The sequence below is a fragment of the Rhodoblastus acidophilus genome, assembly GCF_025961575.1.
Lineage (GTDB): Bacteria > Pseudomonadota > Alphaproteobacteria > Rhizobiales > Beijerinckiaceae > Rhodoblastus > Rhodoblastus acidophilus_C.
Map to the genome: position 1 here is coordinate 1 of NZ_JAOQNX010000047.1, position 25,134 is coordinate 25,134.

General features: G+C 58.8%; 26 protein-coding genes and 2 pseudogenes. 7 read left to right on the forward strand and 21 right to left on the reverse strand.

What is annotated here, in order from left to right:
* Positions 1-161: 161 nt before the first annotated feature.
* Genes M2320_RS22045 through madL form a run of 9 tightly spaced genes read right to left on the reverse strand, consistent with a single transcriptional unit; the run spans position 162 to position 7,288 of the window.
* Entirely contained in the window at positions 162-1,016 is an 855-nt protein-coding gene (locus M2320_RS22045) for an ACP S-malonyltransferase (RefSeq protein ID WP_264599138.1), read from the reverse strand.
* Between the two features lie 44 nt (positions 1,017-1,060).
* Positions 1,061-1,900, reverse strand: coding sequence for a triphosphoribosyl-dephospho-CoA synthase MdcB (gene mdcB, locus M2320_RS22050; protein ID WP_264599139.1), 840 nt, complete (start codon positions 1,898-1,900; stop codon positions 1,061-1,063).
* Positions 1,897-2,658, reverse strand: coding sequence for a malonate decarboxylase holo-[acyl-carrier-protein] synthase (mdcG, locus tag M2320_RS22055; RefSeq protein WP_264599140.1), 762 nt, complete (start codon positions 2,656-2,658; stop codon positions 1,897-1,899). Before mdcG ends, mdcB begins: the two co-directional genes overlap by 4 nt.
* Positions 2,558-3,259, reverse strand: coding sequence for a biotin-independent malonate decarboxylase subunit gamma (gene mdcE, locus M2320_RS22060; RefSeq protein WP_264599141.1), 702 nt, complete (start codon positions 3,257-3,259; stop codon positions 2,558-2,560). Before mdcE ends, mdcG begins: the two co-directional genes overlap by 101 nt.
* Positions 3,259-4,134, reverse strand: a complete 876-nt coding sequence (locus M2320_RS22065; protein WP_264599142.1) for a biotin-independent malonate decarboxylase subunit beta — start codon at positions 4,132-4,134, stop codon at positions 3,259-3,261. The genes mdcE and M2320_RS22065 overlap by 1 nt, the downstream gene beginning before the upstream one ends.
* Complete coding sequence (mdcC, locus tag M2320_RS22070; protein ID WP_264599143.1) at positions 4,131-4,448, reverse strand: malonate decarboxylase acyl carrier protein; 318 nt, start codon at positions 4,446-4,448, stop codon at positions 4,131-4,133. The genes M2320_RS22065 and mdcC overlap by 4 nt, the downstream gene beginning before the upstream one ends.
* Positions 4,449-4,453: 5 nt before the next feature.
* Positions 4,454-6,109 carry a malonate decarboxylase subunit alpha gene (mdcA, locus tag M2320_RS22075; protein WP_264599144.1) on the reverse strand — a complete coding sequence of 552 codons (1,656 nt, stop codon included), beginning with the start codon at positions 6,107-6,109 and terminating at the stop codon, positions 4,454-4,456.
* An 11-nt stretch (positions 6,110-6,120) separates the two neighbouring features.
* Complete coding sequence (madM, locus tag M2320_RS22080; RefSeq protein ID WP_264599145.1) at positions 6,121-6,885, reverse strand: malonate transporter subunit MadM; 765 nt, start codon at positions 6,883-6,885, stop codon at positions 6,121-6,123.
* A 7-nt stretch (positions 6,886-6,892) separates the two neighbouring features.
* Positions 6,893-7,288, reverse strand: coding sequence for a malonate transporter subunit MadL (madL, locus tag M2320_RS22085; protein ID WP_264599146.1), 396 nt, complete (start codon positions 7,286-7,288; stop codon positions 6,893-6,895).
* Positions 7,289-7,380: 92 nt separating this feature from the next.
* Here madL and M2320_RS22090 point away from each other — a divergent pair, with 92 nt between their 5' ends.
* Entirely contained in the window at positions 7,381-7,692 is a 312-nt protein-coding gene (locus M2320_RS22090; protein ID WP_264599147.1) for a hypothetical protein, read from the forward strand.
* Positions 7,693-7,878: 186 nt separating this feature from the next.
* Here the strand turns inward: M2320_RS22090 and M2320_RS22095 are convergent.
* Positions 7,879-8,822: pseudogene (locus M2320_RS22095) on the reverse strand (IS481 family transposase).
* 322 nt (positions 8,823-9,144) lie between these two features.
* On the opposite strand from M2320_RS22095, the gene M2320_RS22100 reads away from it, so the two are divergent.
* Together M2320_RS22100 and M2320_RS22105 are read left to right on the forward strand one after the other, a co-directional pair.
* On the forward strand, positions 9,145-10,473 hold the full coding sequence (locus tag M2320_RS22100; RefSeq protein WP_264599148.1) for an HlyD family type I secretion periplasmic adaptor subunit: 1,329 nt from the start codon (positions 9,145-9,147) through the stop codon (positions 10,471-10,473).
* Positions 10,474-10,592: 119 nt separating this feature from the next.
* Positions 10,593-11,630 (forward strand): GNAT family N-acetyltransferase, encoded by a 1,038-nt coding sequence (locus M2320_RS22105; protein ID WP_264599149.1) that lies wholly within the window; start codon positions 10,593-10,595, stop codon positions 11,628-11,630.
* A 9-nt stretch (positions 11,631-11,639) separates the two neighbouring features.
* On the opposite strand, the pseudogene M2320_RS22110 reads toward M2320_RS22105, so the two are convergent.
* A pseudogene (locus M2320_RS22110) lies at positions 11,640-11,969 on the reverse strand (transposase); the annotation flags it as partial.
* 443 nt (positions 11,970-12,412) lie between these two features.
* Here M2320_RS22110 and M2320_RS22115 point away from each other — a divergent pair.
* A complete protein-coding gene (locus M2320_RS22115; RefSeq protein ID WP_264599150.1) occupies positions 12,413-13,114 on the forward strand; it encodes a hypothetical protein in 702 nt (233 codons plus the stop codon).
* A gap of 232 nt (positions 13,115-13,346) precedes the next feature.
* Here M2320_RS22115 and M2320_RS22120 read toward each other — a convergent pair whose 3' ends face one another.
* From M2320_RS22120 to M2320_RS22130, 4 genes are all read right to left on the reverse strand, one after another.
* Positions 13,347-14,510, reverse strand: a complete 1,164-nt coding sequence (locus M2320_RS22120; protein WP_264599151.1) for a tyrosine-type recombinase/integrase — start codon at positions 14,508-14,510, stop codon at positions 13,347-13,349.
* Between the two features lie 406 nt (positions 14,511-14,916).
* The gene (locus tag M2320_RS22125) at positions 14,917-15,159 is read right to left on the reverse strand and encodes a hypothetical protein (protein WP_264599152.1); all 243 of its coding nucleotides are present in this window, start codon (positions 15,157-15,159) and stop codon (positions 14,917-14,919) included.
* Positions 15,114-15,341, reverse strand: coding sequence for a helix-turn-helix domain-containing protein (locus tag M2320_RS23445; protein ID WP_425540708.1), 228 nt, complete (start codon positions 15,339-15,341; stop codon positions 15,114-15,116). Before M2320_RS23445 ends, M2320_RS22125 begins: the two co-directional genes overlap by 46 nt.
* Complete coding sequence (locus M2320_RS22130; RefSeq protein ID WP_264599153.1) at positions 15,301-15,654, reverse strand: helix-turn-helix domain-containing protein; 354 nt, start codon at positions 15,652-15,654, stop codon at positions 15,301-15,303. Before M2320_RS22130 ends, M2320_RS23445 begins: the two co-directional genes overlap by 41 nt.
* Positions 15,655-16,226: 572 nt before the next feature.
* Here M2320_RS22130 and M2320_RS22135 point away from each other — a divergent pair.
* Positions 16,227-17,417 carry a hypothetical protein gene (locus M2320_RS22135; RefSeq protein ID WP_264599154.1) on the forward strand — a complete coding sequence of 397 codons (1,191 nt, stop codon included), beginning with the start codon at positions 16,227-16,229 and terminating at the stop codon, positions 17,415-17,417.
* 48 nt (positions 17,418-17,465) lie between these two features.
* Here M2320_RS22135 and M2320_RS22140 read toward each other — a convergent pair whose 3' ends face one another.
* The 4 genes from M2320_RS22140 to M2320_RS22155 are packed head-to-tail and all read right to left on the reverse strand — an operon-like array spanning position 17,466 to position 21,629.
* On the reverse strand, positions 17,466-18,719 hold the full coding sequence (locus M2320_RS22140) for a hypothetical protein (protein WP_264599155.1): 1,254 nt from the start codon (positions 18,717-18,719) through the stop codon (positions 17,466-17,468).
* The gene (locus M2320_RS22145; protein ID WP_264599156.1) at positions 18,716-19,966 is read right to left on the reverse strand and encodes an HD domain-containing protein; all 1,251 of its coding nucleotides are present in this window, start codon (positions 19,964-19,966) and stop codon (positions 18,716-18,718) included. Before M2320_RS22145 ends, M2320_RS22140 begins: the two co-directional genes overlap by 4 nt.
* A 56-nt stretch (positions 19,967-20,022) precedes the next feature.
* Positions 20,023-21,171: a hypothetical protein gene (locus tag M2320_RS22150; RefSeq protein WP_264599157.1), complete on the reverse strand. Its 1,149-nt coding sequence runs from the start codon at positions 21,169-21,171 to the stop codon at positions 20,023-20,025.
* Between the two features lie 44 nt (positions 21,172-21,215).
* Complete coding sequence (locus tag M2320_RS22155) at positions 21,216-21,629, reverse strand: DUF1937 family protein (protein ID WP_264599158.1); 414 nt, start codon at positions 21,627-21,629, stop codon at positions 21,216-21,218.
* A 137-nt stretch (positions 21,630-21,766) separates the two neighbouring features.
* On the opposite strand from M2320_RS22155, the gene M2320_RS22160 reads away from it, so the two are divergent.
* Together M2320_RS22160 and M2320_RS22165 are read left to right on the forward strand one after the other, a co-directional pair.
* Entirely contained in the window at positions 21,767-22,714 is a 948-nt protein-coding gene (locus tag M2320_RS22160) for a dCTP deaminase domain-containing protein (protein WP_264599159.1), read from the forward strand.
* 21 nt (positions 22,715-22,735) lie between these two features.
* Positions 22,736-23,194, forward strand: a complete 459-nt coding sequence (locus M2320_RS22165; RefSeq protein WP_264599160.1) for a hypothetical protein — start codon at positions 22,736-22,738, stop codon at positions 23,192-23,194.
* A 209-nt stretch (positions 23,195-23,403) separates the two neighbouring features.
* On the opposite strand, the gene M2320_RS22170 is transcribed toward M2320_RS22165, so the two are convergent.
* Complete coding sequence (locus M2320_RS22170; RefSeq protein WP_264599161.1) at positions 23,404-24,141, reverse strand: recombinase family protein; 738 nt, start codon at positions 24,139-24,141, stop codon at positions 23,404-23,406.
* A gap of 148 nt (positions 24,142-24,289) precedes the next feature.
* Entirely contained in the window at positions 24,290-24,835 is a 546-nt protein-coding gene (locus M2320_RS22175; RefSeq protein WP_264599162.1) for a hypothetical protein, read from the reverse strand.
* Positions 24,836-25,134 lie beyond the last annotated feature (299 nt).

A 25,134-nucleotide genomic window follows, 5' to 3' on the forward strand; every position in this document is an offset into this window, starting at 1 on the left:
GGATTCCTCCCTCGCAATCACGAAGAAAGAATCGCATTGTTCAAGCCAGTTGGGAATCCCCCATTGAATCTGAAGCCGCCGAACGCGCTCTAAATCAGGCCGCCATCGCCGCCTGATTTGAACAAAAACGCCTCCGGCAAACCCGGCGCGGTTCAAATCCGCTATGCGTTCAAAGCTGAAGCGGCCCATAATGCGGCGCCGTCAAGCCGTTTGAACTCCGCGACCGAGCGTGCGGGCAAGTCGGGGAAACGATCGCGGGCCATGCGGGCGAGACCCGAGCCGGGCCCAAGTTCAAGCAATACGGTGCATCCCCGCTCGCGCAAACCGTCGAGGCAGGCCGCCCAGTCGATGGTCTGCGCGAGTTGCGCCGAAAGCGCGTTCCTGGCCTGTGCGGGTGTGAACGCGGGCGCGCCGGTCAAACCTTCCAGGACAGGCGCGGCTGGCGTCCGCCATCGCGCTTGCTCCAACGCCTTCAGGAACGGCGCCACGGCAGGGCGCATCAGGCTTGTATGCGAGGGGATGCGGATGGCGAGCGGCGTCGGTTTGCCGCCCAAAACTTCCGCCCTGTTTGAAAAATCCGCCACCTCGCCGGGCGCGCCGCCGCAGACGATCCGGTCCGCAGCGTTGATGATCGCGATTTCGGCGCCTGTTTGCGCGCAAAGTTTTCCAACCGTGTCGCGGCTGAGGCCGCGCAGCGCCACCATGGCGCCGCCGCCGGAATGAGCCGCATCCATCGCCTCCGCGCGCCGCCGCGCCAGCGCGACAACATCCTCGGGCGCCAGCGCCCCCGCGCAGCCGTAAGCGGCAAGCTCTCCCACGCTATAGCCCGCGAGGGCCAAAGGTTCCGGCAGCTTTTCCGCCAGATGCGACCACACCGCGAGTTGATAGGCGCAGACCAATGGTTGCGCCACGGCATTGACCTGCATGTCGCCGGCGGAAAGCGAGAAGGCGTTCAATCCGGTCGTCTGCGCGAACGCCTGCCAGATCGCCTCGGCGCCGTCCAGGATATCGAACATGGCGGGCGACTGGTCGCCTTGCCCAGGACAGAGCAAACCAAGAGTCATGAAAGACTGACAAGAAAAATAGCGGCCGCGAGCGTGTCGGCGGCGCCCCCCGGCGAAAGATTTAGCGCGACGCAATCGCCGTGCAGTTTGAGCGCACACGCCCTCCAACCCGGATGCAGCACGCTGCCCTGCGCAAGGAACGCTCTCGCCGCGCGCTGGACATAGACCAGCCCCTCCCAGCCGCCGCGATGCAGCAGATTGGTGTCCTGCAATTCCGACATGATTGCGAACAGAGCGTGCGCGCGCGCACGCTCTGAGCAGCCGGTGAGGCGGAACGCCTGTTTCAGCGCAGGGAGGGCGACCTGATTGAGCACCGGCAGGCCCGCCAAAAACTCCTCGCGGGCGCCTCGCACGCCATAGGCGCGCACCGCGCGGGCGCCGTGGCTCTCGCCCGCCCGCGCCGCCGCGGCGGCGATGTCGGCGCCCCATAGCTCCAGCGCGATCCGCGTCAGCGCATCGCCGTCGCAGGGAAGTCCGCGAGCAAAAGCGTGGCCGGCCGCGGCGACGAGCAGGCCGAGGCAGAAAATCGCGCCGCGATGGGTGTTGACGCCCCCCGTCGCCGCCAGCATTTTTTGCTCGGCGTCGAGGCCCAGTCGCTGCAAGACGGCGAAGGGTTTTGTGGTCGCTCCCGCCTCGGCGATGGCCGGGAAATACTCGTCCAGCGCGGCGATGGAGCGCACAAAAGTCTGTGCGTCCATGTCGTCATGGGCGCCGCTGTCGACAAAGCTGACCAGCCCCGGCTTGGGGTGCAGCTGCAATTCCGCGCGCAGGGCGTCGAGCGCGCGGGCGCCGATGGCGGCGGCGTCGAGCCGCAGGCTTCTTTTTAGCGCGCTCACGCCGCCCTCGCTTGCAACAGCGCCTCGATCTCGTCGCGGCGCCGCAGCGCGACGCCGGCGCCGCTTTTCACCACGACCTTGCTCGGTCGCGCCGCCAGTTCCCGCCAGGCGACGAAGCCGCCATCCGGCAAGGCGATTTCGCCATCCAGGCGCGGCGCCGGAAACGCCCGCTCGAACTCCTGCAACAGCGCGATCCAGTCCCACATCTGCGCGCGCGTTTGCGGGCGCGACAACAGATCGATGTCGGAACGCGCCGTCAGATAAATTTGCGACGGGTCATCGGCGACGGTCCGCCACGCCAGCGAGCCGAACACTTTTGTGTCGGGGGCGTGCGCCGCCATGCGACGCGCGAGTTCCAGTCCCGCGTCCGGAAAAGTTTCGATCATGCCCACGGCGGCGTCGAGAAACAGGAGCGGCGGGCTGCGCCGCGTCACCGCCCGCCCAGAAATTTGCACCCCGATGCGGCGCTTGCCCGGCAAGGCCAGACCGAGCCGCAGAGCGCCCGGCGCATCCGACTCCAGCCGCCGCGCGACGACCAGAGGCCGCGCGCCAAAAATCCAGGCGGCGACGGCCTCTTCGTCTTCTTGGGCCAACGGCGCGAGCAAGGCGGAGCGCCAGTCGTCGCCGAGCCAGACCCAGTCGTGCCGGACAAGAGCTTCATGCGTAATGGCGCACCCGCTTCGACACGTCTTGCGCCAGCAGGCGCCCGCCGCGCTGTTGGCCCCATTGCCGCCGCAAGTCCGCGCTGTCGGCGGCATCAAGAGCCTCGACCAGCCGCGCCGCGAGATCGCCCTCCCACAACCCGTGGATCGCGCCCATGCGCACATAATTTTCCACGCCAGGGGCGAAAACCGGCGATGTTTGGCTCAACGCCTCCAGACGCTCCAAGGCGATCTTGGTGATGCGCGACATGGCCGGCAGGTTCATCACCCGCACCTCCGCGTCCGGCAAGGCGTAACACCGGTCGGCCAGAAGGCTGGAGGCGAGAAAGCCGCCGCTCACGGCCTGCGAATAAACGAGGCCGATGATCTTGTGGCCCTGGTTGCGGGCGAGTTGCAGGCATTTCGCCAGATGCGCCATGTAGCCGTTGATGCCCAGAAGTTCGTCGCGGCGGCTGAGGCGCTGGCCCTGGGTGTCCACCAGAAGCACGATCGCGCGGCCCGGATGCTCTCGCACGATGCGCAAGACCTCGCCGGCCATCTGGAAGGCGAGTTCGACGCCAATGGGCGCGGCGTCGATCGAGCCGATCACCGCGCATGGTCCGCGAGAGGTTTCGCCCTCGCCGGAAAGATAAACGCCGTCGAAGCGCACGTCATGGTTTTGGGGGAACAGGCGGTCGAGCAGGGTTTTGACGTCCATCACAGCCTCCTGCCCGCAGTCGCCGCGCGAAAATCGTCCGCTTCCAGCACTGGAATTTTTTCCGGGTTTTCGAGTCCCATCGCGCGCCAAATGTCGGTGGCGTCGGCCGCTGAGCCGAACCTTTCGATACGGCGGCCCAGCGCCTCGTGTTCGGCGGCGAGCGCGTCGAGCGACAGGTCAGGTTTGGCATCGAGCAGCGCCAGCGCGGCGGCGCGAAAGGCGGCAATGTCGTCGGCGACGATTTCTTTCGCCTCGCCGAGCAGATAACGGTGCTTGCCGCCGACCGTCCGCCACACCAGAGCGCGGTCGCGCGAGTCGAACTCTTCCACGCCGCAGGTGGTTTCGATCACCTCCGGGCCGGACAGGCCGAGCCGTCCCTCCTCGCTGATGATGACGGCGTCGCAGAGGCGCGCGACAATGCCCATGCCGCCGAAACAGCCGAACTGTCCGCCATCGAGCACGAAAACGGGAACGCCCGCGCTGCGCAGGGCCAGAACGGCGCGCATGATTTCCGACACCGCGATCAGCCCCGCATTGGCTTCATGCAGCCGAACGCCGCCGGATTCGACCAGCAGCAGCACGGCGGCCGGACGCTCGTCCAGGGCGCGCTCCAGCAGGCCGACGATCTTCGCGCCATGCACCTCGCCGACGGCGCCGCCCATAAAACCGCCCTCCTGCGCGGCGGCGAGCACTTTTGCGCCGCCGAGCGTCGCGGTTCCCACGATCACGCCGTCGTCAAACGCGGCGGGGGTCTCGAGTTGCAGCAGATGCGGGCTTTGCGCCCGCGCCGACGGCGGCAGAAACTCTTGGAACGAGCCGGGATCAAGCAGGTTTTGCAGGCGCTCGCGCGCCGAGGCTTCGTAATAGCTGCTCATTGCGCGTCTCCCAGAAAATCTTCCGCCGCCTGGTCGAGCCGCAGCGACACCACCGCCGGGGTGGCGCCGACATCGTTGATGGAGACGCGCGCGTCGGCGAGCGGATAGCGGGCGAAGAAATCCGCGATCACCGCCTGCCAGATCGCGCCGAAGCCGCGCGCCGCCGTGAGCACCTCCACCACGCAGCGGCCTTGCAAGTCCGCCGGTTCGATCAGAACTTCGAGATTGCCGGAGCCGACCACACCGACGAGTTTCGCTTCATTTTTCGGGCGCGAAAATGTTCCGCCCTGGAATTCGTAGGTGAGCTTTTCCATGGGGATCACCAGTTGCGGAAGCGTTTGGGGGGATCGTAGAGGCCGCCGGAGGCGCGCACGAGGTCCTTCATCGAGCGCGCCGCGAGCAGGTCGCGGGTGGCGAGGCGTTTGTCGACGCCCAAGTCTTCAGGACGCTGGATCACGCCGCGATCCCTCAGGTTTTCAACTAGGCGCTTGTCACGGGCGAGGCCCACAGGCGTGTAACCGGCGACGCCGCGAATGGCCTGTTCGCGCTCTTCATCATTGCGGCAGAGCAGCAGGTTGGCGATGCCCTCCTCGGTGAGGATGTGGGTGACGTCCTCGCCGTAGATCATCACCGGCGGCAGATCCATATTGGCGGTTTCCGCCAGTTCCCAGGCGTCGAGTTTTTCGACGAAGGCCGGGGCCATATGCTCGCGAAACGTCTCGACCATCTGCACCACGAGTTTTTGCCCGCGCGGCATGATGCGCCCCTTGGCCATGCGTCCCTCGCGCGCCTCACGGCCCGCCTTCAGCCACGCCGTGCTGGCGTGGCGCCGCCCCCGCGCGTCGGAGCCCATATTGGGCGCGCCGCCAAAACCGGCGATGCGCCCGAGCGTGGCGGTGGAGCTGTTGCCGTAGAGATCGACCTGCAAGGTCGAGCCGATGAACATGTCACAGGCGTAATGGCCGGCGGCCTGGCACATGGCGCGATTGGAGCGCATCGAGCCGTCCGGGCCAGTGAAGAACACATCGGGCCGCGCGCGGATATAAGCCTCCATGCCCAATTCCGAACCGAAACTGTGCACACTCTCGACAAAGCCGGCCTCGATGGCCGGGATCAGCGCGGGATGCGGATTGAGCGCCCAGTTGCCGCAGATTTTTCCCTTGAGGCCCAGCGAGTCCGCATAGGTCGGCAAGATCAGTTCGATGGCGGCGGTGTCAAAACCGATGCCGTGGTTGAGGCTTTGCACCTCATAGGGCGCATAAATCCCCTTGATGGCCATCATCGCCATCAGCACCTGGATTTCCGAGATTTGCGCGGGGTCGCGGGTGAACAGCGGCTCGATGTAATGCGGCTTCGGGCTCTGCACGACGAAATCGACCCAGCCGCCCGGAATGTCCACGCGCGGCAGTTTGTCCACGATTTCGTTCACTTGTGCGATGACGATGCCGCTCTTGAAGGCGGTGGCTTCGACAATGACCGGCGTGTCCTCGGTGTTGGGGCCAGTAAAAAGGTTGCCGTCGCGGTCAGCCGCCTGCGCGCAGACAAGGCTGACGCGCGGGGTGAGGTCGATGAAATAACGGCCGAACAGTTCGAGATAGGTGTGGATGGCGCCGACCGCGATCCTGTTGGCCGAAACCAGCTTCGCCAACCGCCCCGCCTGCGGGCCGGAGAAGGAGAAATCCAGTTTCGACGCCACACCGCGTTCAAAGACGTCGATGTGTTCGGGCAGCGCCAGCACGGATTGAACCATGTGCAAGTCATGCGCCCGCGCCGGATCCAGCGCGGCCAGAGCCTTGGCGAGAAAGTCGGCCTGCTTCTGATTGTTGCCTTCCAGGCAGACGCGGTCGCCGGGTTCGATCACGGCTTCGAGCAGCGCGCCGATGTCTTGCGCGGCGACCACCTTGCCGGAGGTGTGGGCGGCGGCGCGGTCGAGCCGCGCCTGCCGGTTTCTTTGCTGTTGCGACCAGTCGCGCATGGAAAATCCTCTCAGCCGAACACGGCCTTGGCGCCGAGGAACAGCACCGACGGCCCGAGGAGGCAGCCGAAGCCGGTATGGAAGGTGGCGACCAGCGCGCCATAGGGGACGAGGCGGCGGTCGGTGGCGGCGAGACCGGCCGAGACTCCGGAGACCGTGCCGGCCAAACCGCCGAAAACCATGGCCGCCTGCGGATTGTTGAGGTGCATGAACCGGGCGAAGACAGGCGTAAAAATCATCACCAGGATCGCCTTGACCACGCCGGTCGCGATGCTCAGAGCGATCACATCCGAGGAGGCGCCGATGGCCGCGCCGGTGATCGGGCCGACGATATAGGTGATGGCGCCGGTGCCGATGGTGGTCAGCGTCACCGCGTCGCGATGGCCGTAGGCATAGGCGACGCCGACGCCGACAATGAACGGCAGGATGGTTCCAAGCACCAGGGCGATAAAGCCGAGCCAACCCGCCTTTTTCGCTTCCTCGACGCGGACCTCGCTGGCGGTGGCGACAATGGTGAAATCGCGCATCATCGCTCCGCCCATCAGGGCGAGGCCGGAAAATTGCGCGATGTCGGCGAGACCCTTGGCCTTGCCGGTGATGGCGCCGCCCACCCAGGCCAGCGCGAGGCCGGCGAGCACGGCGATGGCCGAGCCGGCGACGCGCCCGCCGGTGGCGTGCTTGCCGAGGAAGTTGGAGATCAGGATCACCAGGCCGACGAAGGCGAAGGCGGTGACCAGCGGCCCTTCGGAGATGGTCTTGTTGATGAGATCGAGCATGGCGGCCTCACTTGCTGTCGGCGGCCAGCGGCGCGCTGGCGATGTGGGCGCGCTCGATGACGCGGTTGATGAGCGAAATGAAGAGCATGCAGACCGCGAAGGAGCCGGCGGCGCTGATCAGGGCGATGGGGCCGGAGCGCACGGCGACGATCACATTCTGGGTCGAGGCCATGGCGACCACCACGGGAATGTACATGGCCGCCCAGAAGGTGACGCCCTTCTCCATGTCCGGCGCGTAGATCCCGCGTTTTTGCAGGACGTGCAGGCAGGCGATCAGCAGCATCATGGCGATGCCGACGCCGCCGACATTGGCCTTCACGCCAATGAGCAGAGCGATGCCTTCCCCGACGGCGATTCCCGCAAGATAGCAGGCGGCCAGCAGGGCCGTTCCCAGAATGACCATATTTTCCTCCCGGATTGGATTTTTGTATTCCAATTCCACTAAGCCCGGCTAACCACCGGGCTTTTTTCATGCCTGAACTCAAGGAGCACATCATGCAGCAGTTCACCGCACGGCAGTACCTGGCCATCGATATCGCAAATTCGTTTGGCCTCGACAAGAAGACCTGGGCTGAACGCCTCTCCTGGTTCGACCAGCACCGCGGTCACCTTCACGAAATGATCCAGCAGGCCGATGAGCCGGCTCTGTTCTATGCCGGCGTCAAAGCCATGGAAGCCGTGGAAAAGGGCGAGCCCATCGGCTACCCGGACGACTTCTATGTCGTTTGGGCGCATCCGAAAAAGGGCGGCAATCTCGGCGAGGGCGTCGTTCAGCTTCGCAAGACACTGCCTGGCGAGTGCCTCTGAGCAATCATTGGGGATATCATTGGGGGTTGTTTCGTTGGGGCCTAAAACTCTGAAGTAACCCCTTGATTTCACTGGTGGGCCGGGAGGGACTCCAGAAAGCGAGCGCGATTAGTGGGTTACGAGTGTCCCACTCTGGCGGGTTCCGTTGTTTTTCCTTCGCTCTTTTCTGGCTGGTGTCCCACCGCTCTAGCTGTTGAGCCTCAATAGGTTGTCCTCGGTCAGAGCGAGGCGGCTGATTGGCGGTTTGGATTTTATGCCGCTGTGCGGACGGCGCCAGTTGTATCTGTGCAGCCAGAGCGGCAGGTCTGCGGCGCGTTGATTTGAACTTAGATAGGCTTGCGCGTAGGCCCACTCGCGCAGGGCGGTCTGAATGAAACGTTCGGCCTTGCCGTTGGTCTTGGGCGTGTAGGGCTTGGTCCTGACGTGGCGAAGCCCCAGATCGTGGCAGGCCTCGCGCAAAGCGAAGGACTTGTTGCAAGAGCCGTTGTTGGTTATCACCCGTTGCACGGCGACGCCGAGGCCGGCGTAGTAGGCGACCGCCGCCTTCAGGAAAGCGACGGCGCTGTGCTTTTTCTCGTCGAGCAGGATTTGGCTGAAGGCGACGAGGGAGGTGTCGTCGATGCAGACGTGGACGTTTTCCCAGCCGACTTGCTGTGTCCGGTGCTGTCGACGGTGATCCGATGGCCGACCTGGTCGAACCGGCCAAGCTTCTTGATGTCGATATGGACCAACTCGCCTGGGCGTTCGCGCTCGTAGCGGCGAACCGGCTCGGCAGGTTCAAGCGCGGCAAGCTTGTTGAGGCCGAGACGCTTGAGGATGCGGCTGACGGTGGCGGGCGAGACGCCGTTTTCGACGGCGATCTGCTTGCCGGAAAAACGCTGGCGACGCAAGGTTTCGACCTGAGCGACGACCGCGTCCGGCGTGGGTCTGTTGAGCCGGTGTGGGCGCGAGGATCGGTCTTGCAGGCCGACGACGCCTTCGGCGTGAAACCGCGCCAGCCACTTGCGGACGGTTCGCGGGCAGACGCCTGCGGCTTGTGCGACGGCCTCCGGCGTCTGCCCGCTCAGAACCGCGCTCACGATCCGCTCTCGACCAAACGGCGTCAAACGGGCATTCTTATGGATGTTCATCCGATCTTTCCCTGGCCCTGAAGCTTCGCAACCTCAGCATCCCTCGGACCGATCGGATGGACAACCTAATGAAAGCTCACATCTAGGTTGATGGTCTTCAAGCTCGTGACGGCGGCGGCGAAAAATTGGTGCCGGCTGAGCGCTCACAGCCCCGCTTTCTCCGAATGGCGACCAAGGACCCGGGCCAACCGCGCCGCGTCCTCCGACGGAAAAGAGGCGCACGCCTCGCCGGCCGCTGCACGCACCGGGCCAGAGTCGGTCGGACAATGAGTTCCTTGCTCCGGCTCTGGAGATCATCGAGACGCCGCCGTCGCCTGTCCAGGTGTCCTTTCTCTGGACCATCTGCGCGCTGGTGCTTGTTGCGCTTGCGCTCGCCTATTTCGGGCGCATCGACATTGTCGCCTCCGCGCAGGGCAAGATTGAACCAACGGGACGGGTCAAGGTCGTGCAACCCGTAGAGACCGGGAGGATAACGGCCATTCACGTCGTGAACGACAGCCTTGTGCAAGAGGGCGACGTTCTCGTCGAACTCGACCGGTCTGCCGCCGAGGCGGAAGCAAAAGCGGCGCGGAACGAGCTTTCGTCGGCGCGCGCCGAGGCGGTCCGCAGGAGAGCCGCTTTCTATACCGCGCAGGCGCATAAATTCGCGGGTCCGCCGGCGCCGGAATGGCCCGCCGATCTGAGTCAAGGGTTAAGGGAGCGGGAGGAGCGCGTGTTCCTGGCGGATTTCAGCCAGCTGAACGCCGTACTCGGTTCATTGGAGGCGCAGTCACGCCAGAAAATGACCGAACGAGACATGCTGCAGCTCACCATCGAAACGCAGAAGAGCCTTATCGCGACGTTGCAGCAACGAGTCGACATGCGCTCGGCGCTGGTCAAATCGGGGTCGGGTCCAATATCGGCTTTGATCGACGCCACCGAGACGCTCAACACGCAGAAGACCCAACTCAGCTTGCATCAGACTCAGCTCGCTGCGGCGGTGAGCGGAGTGGACGTCACTGAGCGCGATTACGAGAAGCAGGTGCAGGTGTTCATGTCGGAACAAGCGCAAAAGCTCGATGAAGCGGAGCGCAAGATCGAGGACGTCGGCCAGCGCCTCGTGAAGGCCGAGGCCAAGCTGGACAACCTGTCACTCCGAGCGCCCATTGCCGGCCGAGTTCAATCCTCGATCATCACCAATGTCGGTCAGGTTCTCGTCAGTGGCCAAGAGGTCATGCGCGTGGTTCCATTGGATCAGAAACTGGAAATCGTGGCCTATGTGCTGAACCGGGACATCGGCTTTATCAGTGTCGGCCAGGAAGCGGTGGTCAAAATCGAGTCGTTTCCCTTCACACGCTACGGCTCGATCGTTGCGCACGTGAAACGGATCGCGCGCGACGCCATTCCGGCGCCGGACGCTTCGGGCATTGAGGGAGATCCGGCTCACCCGATGAAGGCGCAGGGCTATGCCGGCGCCGAGAGGACGCAAAATCTGGTTTTCGGCGTCGAACTGGAGTTGGAGGCGTCCTCGATACTGATCGACGGCGTAAGTCAGCCGCTGACTTCGGGAATGGCGGTTGCGGTCGAATTCAAGACAGGCGCACGTCGCCTGATGGAATATCTATTCTCGCCGCTGATGGAAACCGGCTCCCGCGCGATGCGTGAACGCTAAAAACCAGAACCGGCGTTGGTTTGATCAAAGGCGACCATGGTGGCTCGCCCTCTCAGTTAGATCGGAAAGAGCCTTTTAGCGGGCCGGCTCAAGTCGGATGTCGGCGGGAAAAACGGAGCATGGCTGTGGACTATGACCTTCGCTCGGCGCAGAAAAACGCGGCGCCGCCGAAGCCGAAGAAGAAGCCGCCTCCGGCTAGCAACAAGGACGGACAGAACGCCGCCCTGTTCCATGAACACTGGTGGCTGAAGGCGGCGTCCGACGGGCGCTATGCCGAGGTTGAGGCCCGGGAGGGCGAGGCCGTGGTGGGACGCCTGCCTTATGTCGTGACCAGCCGCTATGGCTTCACGCAGCTGACCATGCCGCCCTTCACTCATCTGCTCGGTCCGTTCGTCGAGAGCGGCGACGGCAAGCACCAGACCATGCTCAAGACCCGGGTGGCGATCGTCAAGCAATTGATCGGCAAGCTGCCGAAACACGATTTCTTCTTCCAGATCTGCGACCCGTCCTGCGACGGCGGACTGGCGCTGGCCGACGGGCTAGCGTTCCAGGAATGCGGCTTCGACGTCAAGCAGCAATACACGTTCCACATCGACTGCAGGAACAGTCCCGATGCGCTGCTGGCGGGCATGAATCTCAAGGCGCGCCAGCATATCCGCATGGCGGAAAAGGTTTACAAGGTCGTCGCGCTGGACCAGGCGGAACCGTTCGTCGCCTTCTACCTGAAATGCCTTGAAGCCAAGAGATTGAAGCCGAACATCCCGCTCGACCGCTTCGCTGCGCTTTACGCCGAATGTCGCGCCCGCAATTGCAGCCAGGTCTTCGCCGCATTCGATGAAAACGGCGCGGCGCTCGCCATGACCTTCGTGGTGTGGGACCGCCGCGCCATGTATTACCTGCTGTCGGTGCGCGCGCCCGACTTGCCCGACCGGGGCTCCGTCAACCTGCTGATCTGGTCGGTGATGCAGAAGGCGCACGATTTGGGCCTGCGCTTCGATCTCGACGGCGTCAGCACCACCGGCACCGCGCAATTCCTGAGCAGTTTTGGCGGCGAGTTGAGAACGCGCATGATCGTCACCGCGTCGGGCAGGTTGTTCGCCAGCCTGCAGCAGGCCAAGAGCCTGCTCGGATTGAACACCGACAACAACTTTTCTTAGGCTCCAGACTCATAACCAGTAGCTGACGGTCGCGGCGAGACAGACGGTTGCGAGGTAATTGACGGCGTTTCGGTCGTATCGCGTGGCCACGCGCCGGAAGTCTTTCAGGCGGCAGAACATGCGTTCGATGGCGTGGCGGTTGCGATAGAGGAACGGCGAGAAGCAGTTCTTCCATTTGCGGTTGGCCTTGGGCGGGATGTTCGGCATGACGCCTTTGTCCTCGACCTGTCGGAGGAGCTCGTTGGCGTCGTAGCCCTTGTCTGCATGCAGGATGTCGAAGTCAGGCAGCCTCTCCAGCAATGTCGCGCCAGCGGTGCAATCCGCGATGTTACCGCCCGTGTGTTGATTTCCACTGAGAGCTGACCCGCCTACGCGGGAAATTTCCATCGAGAATTGACCCATGTTTTGCACCCGCCCTGTCCGTTTCAGCGGGGGGCCGCGGAGTGATCGACATGGAGTTATTGAGTGTGATCCGGCGCTGGGCCTTGCGGGACCAGCTTTCGATCCGGGAGATAAAGCCAGAAACTTGACCCCAACCTGACCTTCAAACCATAAACTGAGGCGGGTCAGTTCTTAGTGGAAATCCCGGGTCAGTTCCTCGCGGAAATCAACAACCATTGACCACCATCATGGCCAGAAGCGTTCTGGCGTCTCAACATGCGCTCGATCCCAAAGTGCGAGGCGACACGATCCTCGCTCGCTATCCTCGCTGCATTCATGCCGAGCTCATGACCCATCGAGTCTTTGCTCGCAACGCCAGCAGCTCCCGAGCGATCCCGATCATGAAGATGATCCGCTCGATCTTGGACGACCCCTTCGTCCCGATCCAATGGGGAGCAAACACCAAGGGCATGCAAGCCAAAGGCGAGATCGCCGAATGGAAGAAGCCGATCGCCAAATTCCTCTGGCTGGCGGCCATGTATTTCATGATCGGCGTCGTCCTGATCCTGCACTGGCTCGGCCTGCACAAGCAGGTCGCCAATCGGCTGCTCGAACCCTGGATGCACATCACTGTGCTCATCACCTCGACGCAGTGGTCGAACTTCTTGGCGCTCCGAGATCACCCCGACGCCGAGCCTCACATTCAGGTTCTCGCTCGCGAGATCCGAAAGGCGCTCGACTCGGCCCATGTCCAAATCCTTCAGCCGGGCGATTGGCATCTTCCCTGGATCACCGACGCGGAAGCCGCCACTTACTCGTTGGACCAGCTCAAGAATCTCTCCGTCGCTCGCAATGCCTCGACCTCCTACAAGACGGTTGATGGCTACGACATGAGCATCGAGAAGGCCCAAGAAATCTGGACCAAGATGTTCACATCGCCGATCCACGCCTCTCCCTTCGAGCACGTCTTCCAGATGGATGAAGGCCGCAAAATTGACTACCCGGACGACTTCTATGTCGTTTGGGCGCATCCGAAAAAGGGCGGCAATCTCGGCGAGGGCGTCGTTCAGCTCCGCAAGACACTGCCTGGCGAGTGCCTCTGAGCAATCATTGGGGATATCATTGGGGGTTGTTTCGTTGGGGCTTAAAACTCTGAAGCAACCCCTTGATTTTGCTGGTGGGCCGGGAGGGACTCGAACCCCCAACCAGACCGTTATGAGCGCCAAAATTGCGCTTCATGTCGGCTGTAATGCCTGAAAAACATGGGATTTCGTCGCTATCATTTCATTGCGTTATGTTTTTGTTCACGCCATTCATTGCGCAATCGTTGCGCGGCTATTTCCGCCCGATCATTTCCGCAGCTTCGTCCTGATAGTCGGGCGCAAGGTGGCCGTAATGCCGGATAATCATCTGTTCCGACGTGCCGAGGAAGTCGGCGATCTTTCGAGTCGGCAGACCCTTTTGCACAAGCCAACTCGCGCATGTGTGGCGCAGCGAATAGGCGGTTACGTTCCCCGTGATGTTGGCGAGCTTCAGCGCCCGCTTGATCGACGTATCAAAATCAGTCGCTTGAGCGCCGTTGAAGCGGACGACGAAGCCGGTGTTTTCTCCAGCCTTTTTGTCCAGACGCTTCCATCGTTTCAAATGAGCGGTGAGCCGCGACGAAAGCTTGACGCTCGGCTGGCGCTTGTTCGTCTCGATAGCTCCGCCGGCATGGCGATGGAAGACCTTGTGCGTCAGATCAACGTGTGAGCGTCCGTCGCCGTCAGTCCAACTCGCCGAGAAAATCGCGCCCGGCCGCGAGCCGGTATAGACGCCCATGAGCAACAGCCGGCACAGGTGGCGCAGGGGGCGCTTGTCGGTCGCCTTCCGCTCGCCATCCTCTTTGCCGTCGTGGTGGACCTTCTGCCACTCCCGCGTCCTCCAGCACGTCCACAAGAGCTTGGCGAACTCGTCGCGGGTCAGCCACCGCTGGCGAGCCTTGCCGGCAGCGGGCAGCACCACGCGCACGACCTCGCGGTGATAGCCTTCCTTGTGGTGGTGGTTGATCGCGGCGCGCAGGTCTTCAAGGTCGCGCCTTGCGCTACCGCCTTTCCCTTTGTTGGATCGGCCCTTTCCCTCGCGTGCGGCGACATATTCGCGGCAGAGCTTGCCGGTAATGTCGTTGAGAGTTTTGCCGGAGAAGAACTCTCCGAGCCTAATCAATCGTTCCGCCGCGTTTTCGGGCCTCGCCTGACCCGGCACTCTGTCTTCCAGATAAATCTTGAGCACGTCGGTAATCAAGATCGCCGAAAGTGGTTGCTCGGTGCGAGCGGGGCTGTGCTTGCCTACCAAATGGACAGCGAGCGCCTTTTCTGCTTCCTCACGATCCGCAGCGCCGGTCGCAATCTGCTTCCCTCCATCAAGAATGATCCAGCGTGCGGCTTTCTTGATGTTGCCTGACTCGTCCCGGTCGGCAGGACGCAACCAGAGCCTCGCTCCCTTGCTTGCACGCGACATTTTTCTCTCGACTGTAAATGGGAAATAGCGTTCCCGCACAAGCGGTTAGCCGTCTTTAGGCCATACTTCGGATTTCCGTGCTTTTGTCCAGAACAAACCGCAGACGGTGAGCCCGACAAACGTTGATGTTCGAGGCCAAAGCTGCATATTAGGTATAGCGGCAGTCCGGTGGTTGAAGGTGCCGTCACCGAACGGAAGCGCGCCAGAGCGTGTCATTAGGTTGGCGGTTATAAATATCGGGGCGCATTTCGCCGAAACGCCGTCTAGGATTTGTGGGTGAAAAGCCATGAAATCAAGGTTGTAATTGGGGGTGGCGCTGGCGTGAGCCGAGAATTGCTCAGCGTTGAGCGTGTGAGCGAGGCGTTTGAAATCACGCCTCCCGAAGGCAATAATTCGTGGCTTGCGCCTAACTAGCTTCCACGATGGGGCTCAGCCCCAGCCGTTGCGCCGTGAAGTACTTCTGAACACCGCGATACGATTCGGCTCCACTAACCATGGCGAAAGTCGAAAACAGCAAAACGTGTGGAAACTGATAGGGTTTGGCCCAGCGCCTGGTGATCTTGTTCTTCTGGCCGATGCGCGCTTCATCGGAAAACCAGATCTTTATCTTATCGACGCCGACGCCTTTGTCGCGCGCGATTTGCGGCAAGCGGGCGGAAAAGCTTTCTTAAAATCGTCGATGGCGCCCTCGGCTTGGGCGTGATGGCGCGGCCGGGCGGAGAGCTTGCGATAGCCCATCTCCCGCAGTTCGCGACCCAGCGTCTGCGGCGAGACGGCGAGGCGGAATTCATCAAACAGCCATTGGCAGAGATCGACGATGCGCCAGCGCACGACGCAATGGGTTGCCGGGATTGGACCCTCCTCGATGGCGCGCGCAAGCGCGGTGCGGTGCTCGCTCTTGAGAAGGCGCGGCCTTCCCGTCGATGAGGCCGCTCAAGCCGCTGGCGTTGAACCGCAGCACCCAATCGCGTACAACCTGCAAGCTCACGCTGCCGATGCAGGCGGCCTCGCTGCGGCTGGCGCCGTCATAAATAGCCGCCAACGCCAGCAGCCGACGCGCCTGGGCGCCATTTCTTGACCCGCTGGCGGCCGCCTTCAAACCAGTGGCGCTGAAATAACTGCGAAGCTTGATGGCTGCGGCCATGGCGATCATCCTCTGGACGCCAGGGGAATCGCCCTCGCTGCCTTTAGTTCCAAGCAGCTTGAGTCTCAATTTTCAGGGGTTGGTATTACGGTGAGCCGAGTGCTAATGACGTAGATTATCCTTGAAGTTATGAACCATCCGGTTGCATGCTATGCAAATTCTTTGATTGATTGATTGGAATCAATGCATATTGTCGCACGCAAGAGCTACATCGCTTCCTTGGTGGTTTATGCAAATTCAAAAGCTATTCTAGTTCAAAGGCTTCAAGGTTGCCCAGGGCCTTTGCCTGTTACATCCGCGCAAGCGCATATCGCTCCATCAGCCAGGTGCGATCTCGGGCAGGAAGGCCGCTGCGAACTATGTCAAATAGGATGAAGCGAGTATTCATCATTGGCGCTGGACCAGCGGGTTTGGCGGCGGCAACTGCCCTGTCGTGCGTACCGCATCGCTATGAAATTCATCTATTCGAGAAGGGAAGGACTCAGCGCGCTCGCCATTGTCCCATCGACTTAGGCTATCGTTGCAATGGATGTAAGGGAATTTGCAATGTCATAAGTGGCTCCGGAGGAGCAATGCATTATGGAGATTCAATAAAGATCAGTGGCTATCCCGCTGGAAGACGTCTATTTGAGCTTCTAAAACCTGAACGTTATTTTGAGCTTGAACAGCGGGCATTGCAATTTTTCTCGCTAGAGAAAATATTAGACGAGGCATCTTGTAATGTCGATTTTTTTGGACTTAAACTCCGGAAATATCCAGTTGCAGAAATATCAAGCGAGCAGCTTGAGAGCAAGATCGATTCGATAGTTCAGTGTCTGAAATCACAAAACGTAAAAATTCGCCAACGTTGCGTTGTAAATAATATTGAGAGAAGCCAAGCCTGTGATGCGTTTATTGTGACTGGGTTTGAAAGAAACCGATATTTTTGCTCGGAGGCTGATGTAATCGTGCTGGCTACCGGGCGAGCCGGCTTCGCGTCCACCGAATTGATGATTGGGAAGCTTGGCGTTGAGAAAGAGGCTCCAAATATATCAATTGGCATTCGCATTGAGATGCCAAGCAAGTATCTTTCTCGGCCCTATAAAGCTCATAAAGACTTCAAGTTTTCTGAAGTTTTTGGAATGTTTAAGGTAAAAAGTTTCTGTTTTTCAAATTTTGAAGATGCAGGAGGTCGTCTAAAATATTGTTATTATCATGATCAATTTGATAGAAATGTTGTTATGCTGGATGGTCACGCAAATTTTTCTAAAAATGGCAATAACCTATCCAGGATTGAAACTGGAAACTTTGCGTTATTAGTCCAGCTGCCACGTCATTTTGATTTGAAATGGTTAAATGCTGTTTTTATTGAGTCGTACTATAATTTATTTGGAGGGAAGCCTATTTTTTCAAGTCTTAGTAGCTTTCTCGAACAAGAAGGCGAGATCGGTTCAGTTCGTCCGAGCGTCAATGACTGTGCGAGAGCGGCAGCAAGCCAGTTGTTTGATCCGGACGTTCTTAACTCTCTCAGGGCGGCCTGTAAAAAAGCGGTAGAATCTATTGCAGAAGCGAACGCGGTTCCAGTTGCAGATATTGTGAATTCCAGTGTTGTGGTGGCTCCAGAGGTTGAGTTTTTCTGGCCCAGGGTCGTGGTCGGGGATACATTCGAAACAAGCGTTCCAAATTTGTATATTGTGGGCGATGCTGCTGGCGTCGCGCAAGGAAACTTACAAGCGTGCGTTGCAGGCTTAGCTGCAGCTGATTCAATCAATAGCAATAATTGAGCGCCCCAGGCGTTGATACTTAAATTGATTCTACAATATCAATGATTGTTATTTTCGCGAAGAAAAAACTAGTATTGTCTCTTTTTTTATAGATGTCCATGAATGCCTTGTATGAGACTGATGAATAGATCTATCTGCTTCAAAGAACAAATGCCAACCCATCCCCTCTAGCGAGGTTCTAATATCGTCTTCTCCGGAGCTTCTCCCGCTGTCTTTGTGAGGAAGAACAAGGCAAATGGTACCGCTAGGCTTTACCCATGTGACTTGATCCTTGAGGGCCGCGCAAAGCTGTTCCGACCAAGTGCTTCGGCTAAGCGTCTTGGAACGCTTCCTGCGTGCGCCGATTTCGGCGGAAACCAAGCTTGAAATTGCTCGGTCATCATAACCCAGAAAATAAAGCGAGAGCCGCTGCGCTAGTGTGTAGTCTATTGCGTCCGCGTATGGTGGTGACGTCAGAAGTAGGTCCGCGTCGCCCGGACCTACATCAGCTGGCTTGGACCAATCGCGCAGGTAGATTCGCGGCTTAATAGCAATATCGCGCTCCGTAGAAACCTGCGTCATCGGTGCTGAGATGAAGGCCTTAGTTCGCTTTAGCCACCTTGTTGTAGCTGCATACAAGTTTTGTGCAGTCATCTCACGCGGACGAACGTTATCGGCAATATGTCCCCAACTCGCATGTTGCGAACAAACACTGCGAGCGATTGCAGAGATCATGCAGAGGCCAAGAAGACGTAAATACGCGCTTTGTGAGGCTAGAATGGCCTGGGTGAGATTATTCATATTCGCGAGGGTGCTAGGCTCTATCCAATTCTCCAGCAGACTCCACTGTGGCTCGCCGACGACCAAGAGATTGAGTATTGCATTCGGTTCCGGGGTACAAATGGCTTGCACTTGATCATCAAGGTGCGCCACGCCAGAAAACAATTGCCTCTCGCCGAACAGGTCATCGTTGCGTCCGACGAGACGGCCGAGCGCGCCAAGCGCGTTGTTCGCGCTTGCTTTGTCTATGCGAGTTAGCGCCAGCAATGAATTGGTAGCATAAGATACCAGCAGAGCGACTGGGTTGACGTCCGCAATGTGGCAAGAGCGTCCCTTGCGCAACGCTGACCAACCGGATGTCCCGATGCCACCATATGGATCAAAAATTGTGCCGCCGACTGGCGTAAGCGCCTCCAACAATGCTTCACTTAGCGCAGGAAGGAATGTGCCGGGATACCAATGGGGCGGAGCCAAATAGCCCAGCCGAGGAGTAGCAAAGTCCCAGTCGATGGCGCGCAGAGTGCGTAAGACAACACCTTTCATTCGAAGAGCCCAGGATTGCCGATAGGGTTGGCCAGCGGTTCGGGCGCGATCGCAAGCATACGTAATCCATTCGCTTCAAGCGTGTTTATGACAATCTCGCGGGTTTTTTGGCGCTCACCCGATGAAAGCGGTGTTGCTCGCCAATTCGTGACGAACGCGCCCACGAGAAGTGTTTCGCTGTCGTAACCGACTTTTTCCTCGTTTCCGGTGTTAATATTTCTGACGGAAATCGACCTGCAAGTCTTTTTCTTGTCTAAGATATAATGCAAACAAGTTCTGAATCGCGCGCTAAATGATGATGAAATTTTCTCATCAATTATTGTTTCGAGATCGCGCTTATTCAGAGATTCTGATAGCCGTTTATATTCGTTTACCATTGGCGTTTGCCATATGCCAATACATTCAAAAAGGTTTCCAACGCGAAGTCGTTTGATTATCTGACTAATGATTTGGTTCTCGCCGACGCTGCGATCGTGAAGCGCATCGAGCAAGCCATCATCCGTCAAACGCCAGTCGTCCGGGCCAAGGATTTGTGCGTCGGCTGCTTGTTCAACGGCAAGGGTAAGCATTGCTTTTGCAGCAAATTCGCCTCGGTCAAGCAGAAGGAATTCATAGAGGCGACGTCGTATGTGAAACCAGCGTTCAAACAATGGAAGGGCTGAATTTTCTGCAGCCAAGCCGTCTGCAAATGGCTGAATAAGCGGGGTCACCTCAATCGGTAGCGTACGATCTGCATCGCTACACAGCCCCATGTGGAAAGCGAGTCTCACGACGTTGTCGAGGTTATCGAGGTCGATTGAGCCAGAGATAATAGGCCCAAACTCACCTTTGCCTTCGATCGCGGCGAATACGTCGGATGCTAGCTCGCCCAGCAGGCCATAAACAGCGAATTTTTGGCCTGAGAAGTGAGCGCCGGCCTCCACTAGTTGAAGGAAACGATTGCGCACGCCGCTGTCGAGGCTCGCGTGCTCAAACCGCTGCTCGAATGGGTTGTCTTCCATGACATATTGAAACGTGTGTCCAAACGGACCGGTTTGTATGTCATGCAGAATGGCCGCAGCGCGAACGACATCAGCTTGCCGCTGCGTAAGCCGCCGTGATTTGGTCCATTGATCGGCGAGATGATAAACGCCAAGACAATGCTCGAATCGCTTCGGCTCCGATGCGCCTGTAAGGTAGAGAGAGTTTATATTGCACAAGCGGACATAACGAAGTCGCTGAAACTCTGGAGAGAAGACGAGTTCCATTGCTCGATCGTCGAGGGAAAACGGGCCGTAGAGAGGGTCGAGAAACTTTTGATATGTCAGCTCAGGGCCTCCTCCACCGCAAGCTCGCCTGTCAACGCTGCTTGCATTAAACCTCTTGCGTGACCGCTGCTATCCCCGGCAGCAAAAATGCGGGGCGCCGCAGTCGCGAGTCGGTCTGTCAACGAGAACACGGGCCAGTGCCAGTCCAACAGGGGATAATGCACCCTGTATCTTGAAGGTAAGTCGATTAAGCCTGATTCAACAAGCGTATGAATGAAAGAGTTTATGCGCGACACGACATCTGGGCCTAGAAGGTCTGCCGCGTGCGCTGTCCATTCAAGGTCCGTCTTGCTGCCGTTAAAGCTGAATGCTTCCAATTTGCCCGTCGGCGCAAACTGGAGAAGCCTTTCGAGCTCAACTTTCCGGTTTGGAAGGCGGCATAAAATTCCCACGTTTGATTGCGGCCAATCTGCCTCTGCGACAATACCTCCGGGCAAACTGAAGCCGAGCCCGGGATAATGAAATATCTTACCGGGAGAATTGAGACAGAATGTGCGCGTACCATCGGCCATGAACTTGGCGTCAGGGCCGAGCTTCCGCAAATTGGCGACGGGCGAACGCGTATCAAACCCGAACCTGACGCCAATTTCGATTCCCTTGCCATGCGTTTCAGTGACGCCGGCCATCGTCAGAAGTTCTCCACCTAGACGGCCAGCCGCAATGATAAAAGATCGGCCGCACACTATTTCTCCACTCTCAAGGACGGCGATGATGCGCGACTCTGTTTTGATCGCAATCTGCTTCGCTCTTGCTCGTATTATTCGCGTTCGCTTTAGACGTCGAGTGAGCGCGGCAAGGAGCGCATCGATTCTGCGCGGCGACAGGAGAATTGAATGGTAATTGCGGTGCGCAAGCCCAACGGCCATTTCCGTTTCCTGGCCGGCAATCTGTCGATCGCTTACATTAAATTCCGATAAGCCAATCTGGGTAAACTCCCTGCAGATTTTGGCATATCGACGGATTAGCTCACCGTCGCCACCAACTAGCGGAGAGAGTCCTCTGCCTGCCGGAAATAGCGAGAATTTGGCTCCTGAAAAAGGAGCGAAACCTCCTAAACCTTGATGGGCTCCTTGAATGCCGTTGTCTATCAGAAGCGGCGTGACTCCGAGCGCCTCAGCTTGAGCAGCTGCCATCAAGCCAGCCAACCCGCCTCCCACGATGACTAGTTCATGATGGTCACTGCGCACGTTCATTTGGAGGTGTACTGATGGACTGATTTTGGAAATTCAGCGCCCAGAACGCCTCCCACGGGGTCTACGAAATCGGCGCTAATGAACTTGACCGGCTTTCCGAGCTTTTCGAACAAAGTAATCTCACGCGCCACCCCGCGACTCTCCTGCCATCCGGGCAATTGAAGGACGCTGAGTTCGTCGCATGCGGTCGCGAGCGCAGACTCGATAGCGATCCAATAAGCCTTGCTAAGCTCGCCCCCCTGCCGAGTCAGATGCGCAACTGCTTCATGGTTCATGACGACGGGACAAACAACGAGATGCCCGCTGGCCATAAGGCGCGCCATTGCAATTTGACATTGCTGCACGCGTTCTGCGCGAATGCTAGCATTCGGCGATGAGTAGGGTGACGACAGATAGAGCAATGAAAACATGCAAATCCGTTGCGCGTAAGTGATGCGTTTTTTTTGAACGCGCCGACCCTGGGTAAGGCGGGCGAATCCAACGAAATCGTTGTGGCATAGCTAGCGCCTGGATGGTAGACACGTGGTCGATTTTGGAGATTTGCGCGATGCTCATTGTGCTCGTCGGCGCGCGGGGTGCCGGAAAAACTACTTTGCTGGAAAAATTTAAGTCCAGCGACTTGCAGGTTTTGCAGCCGTCAACGACGCGCTCTCCCAGATTTCAGGGCGAGAAAGAATATGATTTTGTAACTGAATGGAGATTGGAGGATTACGCGTGGAGCATTGATTATAATAAAACAAAATATGGCGTGCGTAAATCTGAAATTAGAAAAGCGGATTCAAGCGTATGTCTTACGGTATTCGAGCCTCTTAACATTGCAATATTTGAGGAAGTTCGCCACTCATTGGGCGTTGATTCAATGACTGTTGGACTGAATACAATTTCTGACCTCGACGAGCAGCATAGGCGCGTGGAACGCGATCCTGGCCGCATGATGAATGATGCGGACTTTTCTCGCGTTAAAAACATTGTTTCTGAATGTGACGTTGTGTTGACAGGCGATATTGACACGATTGTGGGGGCATTGAAAAGCTTGGTTGCGTTGGCGACTGGGCGTGGAGGCGTCGTTACGAAAAGCCACTTGATTCCGTTAATGAAGGCGCAGGCGTTGCTGACAGGCGCGGAAATACAAAATATTCGTTCAGCGAGTTATGATCTAAGGATTGGTCCGGAAATTCTATGTCAAGGTAAAATTGTTGAGCTTACCCAGGCAAACCCTCGTTTTGAAATACCTCCGTACTCTTATGCTATTGTGAGTGCTTTGGAGCATGCCAGCCTACCTCCTTGCGTGATTGGTCGGTTCGATTTGAAGGTTAGTTTCTTTTTTGAAGGGCTAATTCTTTCAAATGGTCCGCAAGTTGATCCTGGATACAAGGGTGCTTTATTTTGCATGTTATACAACGGTAGCGGGCAGCCTAAACTACTTACTCTTGAAAGGCATTTTGCAACAATTGATTTTACAACAACAACTGATATAACGGAAGGATATAAATAGAAATATCAGCTAAAACAGAGAATGGGTCAATTCTTAACGGACAATGCTGTTACGGGTGTCGGGGGTGATCTTGTCAAATTTATAGATAAGAAAATAGGATTAGTAGACAAAAAGGTTTCGTCAATAAACAAGAGTTTTTGGTCCATTGCTGCGGCGGTGTTAGCCTTGGTCGTTGCGTTTCCGGCGTTGACTATACCTGTAGCGTGGATTGAGATTGATAAAGTAAGGACAGAGAGGATGGCTCTTGAAGATGCGCAAAAGCAGTCCAAAGAACTGATTGCTACATCATCAAGTGAGCGAGCGGAGGTATCTAAGTTTAAGGCGGCGATCGAGGAAAACCAGCAAAAAGCGAATGAACTCCTGACAGCTGCAACAAAGGAGCGAGCTGAGGCATCTCGCTTCCTAGAGCAATTGAAGCAGCAGAAAAAACCCCTTGCCTATTCGTCGCCAAAGAGAAGGAAGGTGCGCCCGCGACGGTAACATTCTTGAATGATGTTAAACTGAGAGGACGCAACAGCGGACAGAGGGTTCGCCCAGGCAATCAGCTACCACTCAACAGGCGAACCGGACGAGAGCGCCAGGATATTCGCCTCCGCCGAATTCGCTTGCGGTCTGGGCGACAAAGCGTGGAGGGAGGGTTGATTGCGTTGCTCGGATATTGCCAGCGCCGGAGGCCGTGTCCCGAAAATTTAAAGCCGGGCTTGCGGCAAAGGGTTCGCCGACTTCGACTTAAGCGCGCCACGGTCCAAAATACGTTTGATTGCCATAGCTGTCCACGCCCGTCCTTTGCCCGCCGGGGTTGGGACGCCTCTGTTTGACAGTGCATCAGCGAGCGCGTGCAAGGACATGGCGCCGTCAGGGTTCAATTGCGCGATGATCGGGCGCAAGGTGGCGGCGAAATCATCTGCCTTGGCCGTCTTGACGGCGCGACCTTTGGCGCAATCCTCAGCGGTGCCGGCGCGGCCACGGAAGCCGCCCAGTAACTTGCCACGCGCTTTGGCGGCAGCAAGCGCCTCACGGGTGCGCTTGGCGATCAACGAACGTTCCTTTTCTGCGAGCGCCGCGTAGATATGGAGCATGAACGGGTCAGCGTCCGCGCCAAGCTCAGCGATGATAAACGGAACTCTATGTGCCATAAGCCCGGAAATGAAATGGACGTCGCGGGAAATTCTATCGAGCTTCGCCGCGAGAATGGGTGCATGATGAAGGCGAGCCATTGCAAGAGCGGCGGCAAGTTGGGGGCGACGCGAAAGCGCGTCCGACCCCTTGCCGGTTTCGACCTCGACTAATTCGCCGATTATTTCCAACCCTTCAGCCATCGCGAATTGTTGGATGCGTTCGCGTTGAGCCTCCAGCCCTAGACCGCTCTTGCCTTGGCGGACTGTTGAAACGCGGAGGTAGGCGACAACTTTCTTGAAGGCGGTCATGGCGTCACACTCAATGCAACGGTCGTTGCAAAGAGTGATACAACCGGCAAGGTCCCGTGCGAACCCCTGCGTTCGCAGCAAATAAGAAAAGCCGCCACCGTTCCCCCGGCAGCGGCTTGGCATGTGTGGCGCGAAATCCCTCGTTCGATCAGAAGGAATGCTGTGCCCGGATTGCTGCGTGCGCCGGCCCCTGAGCAGCGCCCCAATGGTTGGCGAGGTCATTCAGCGCCTCCCGCAAGCGTTCGGTCACGTAGCCCTGCGCGGCCTGCTTCCCAATCCCTTCCCTTGCGGCGAGTTCAACGGCAACGTCCGTCAGCCCGCGCCCCTTGCCAGCGATTTCCGTGAGCAGGAAGAACGCCCGCCCGCCCAGTTTTTCTTGAACGTCCAGCAGGGTTTGCAGCGCCTTGAACGAGTATTCGGCAGGACCATAGGAACGTTTGGCGCAATCGACGCGCACTGCGCCCCAATCGACGCTCTTGACACCGGGACCGCTGGCGGCCTCGTAAAGCGCGGTGAACCGCTCGCCGGCAGCGATGGCGGTTTTGGTCAGCCGGTCATGCAGGCGCAGATGATCCAGCCCGGAAGCGCGGGCGGTGATGACCCGCGCTCTGTTCCCTTGCGTGTCCTCGATTTCCTCGACGCGGAGCGCAGCGGCGCGAGCGGCGGCTGCAGTGACGGGCTTGGAATTGTGCAACGTGATGTTTCCTCGACAAGCGCCCACGACGGAGCGGAAAGGGTGACGCCGGCACGGGAGCGCCGGCATGGGGCCGGCTGGACCGGCAGGTGGTGAGGGGGGCCTCGCCCAGAACGGGGCCGGGGGTCATCGGGAAACGACCCCCTGCGGAGAAATCATTCCCGAACCCCGGGTTTGCCCGGTTGGCAAAAATAAGCCCCACCCTTAGCTGCCCGTTGCCGAAGAGCGCTGTCTGATCAACTCCCTTCGGGAGCGACGCGCCAGATGATTGCGGCGATTTCGCCGTGGATGGAGGTGAC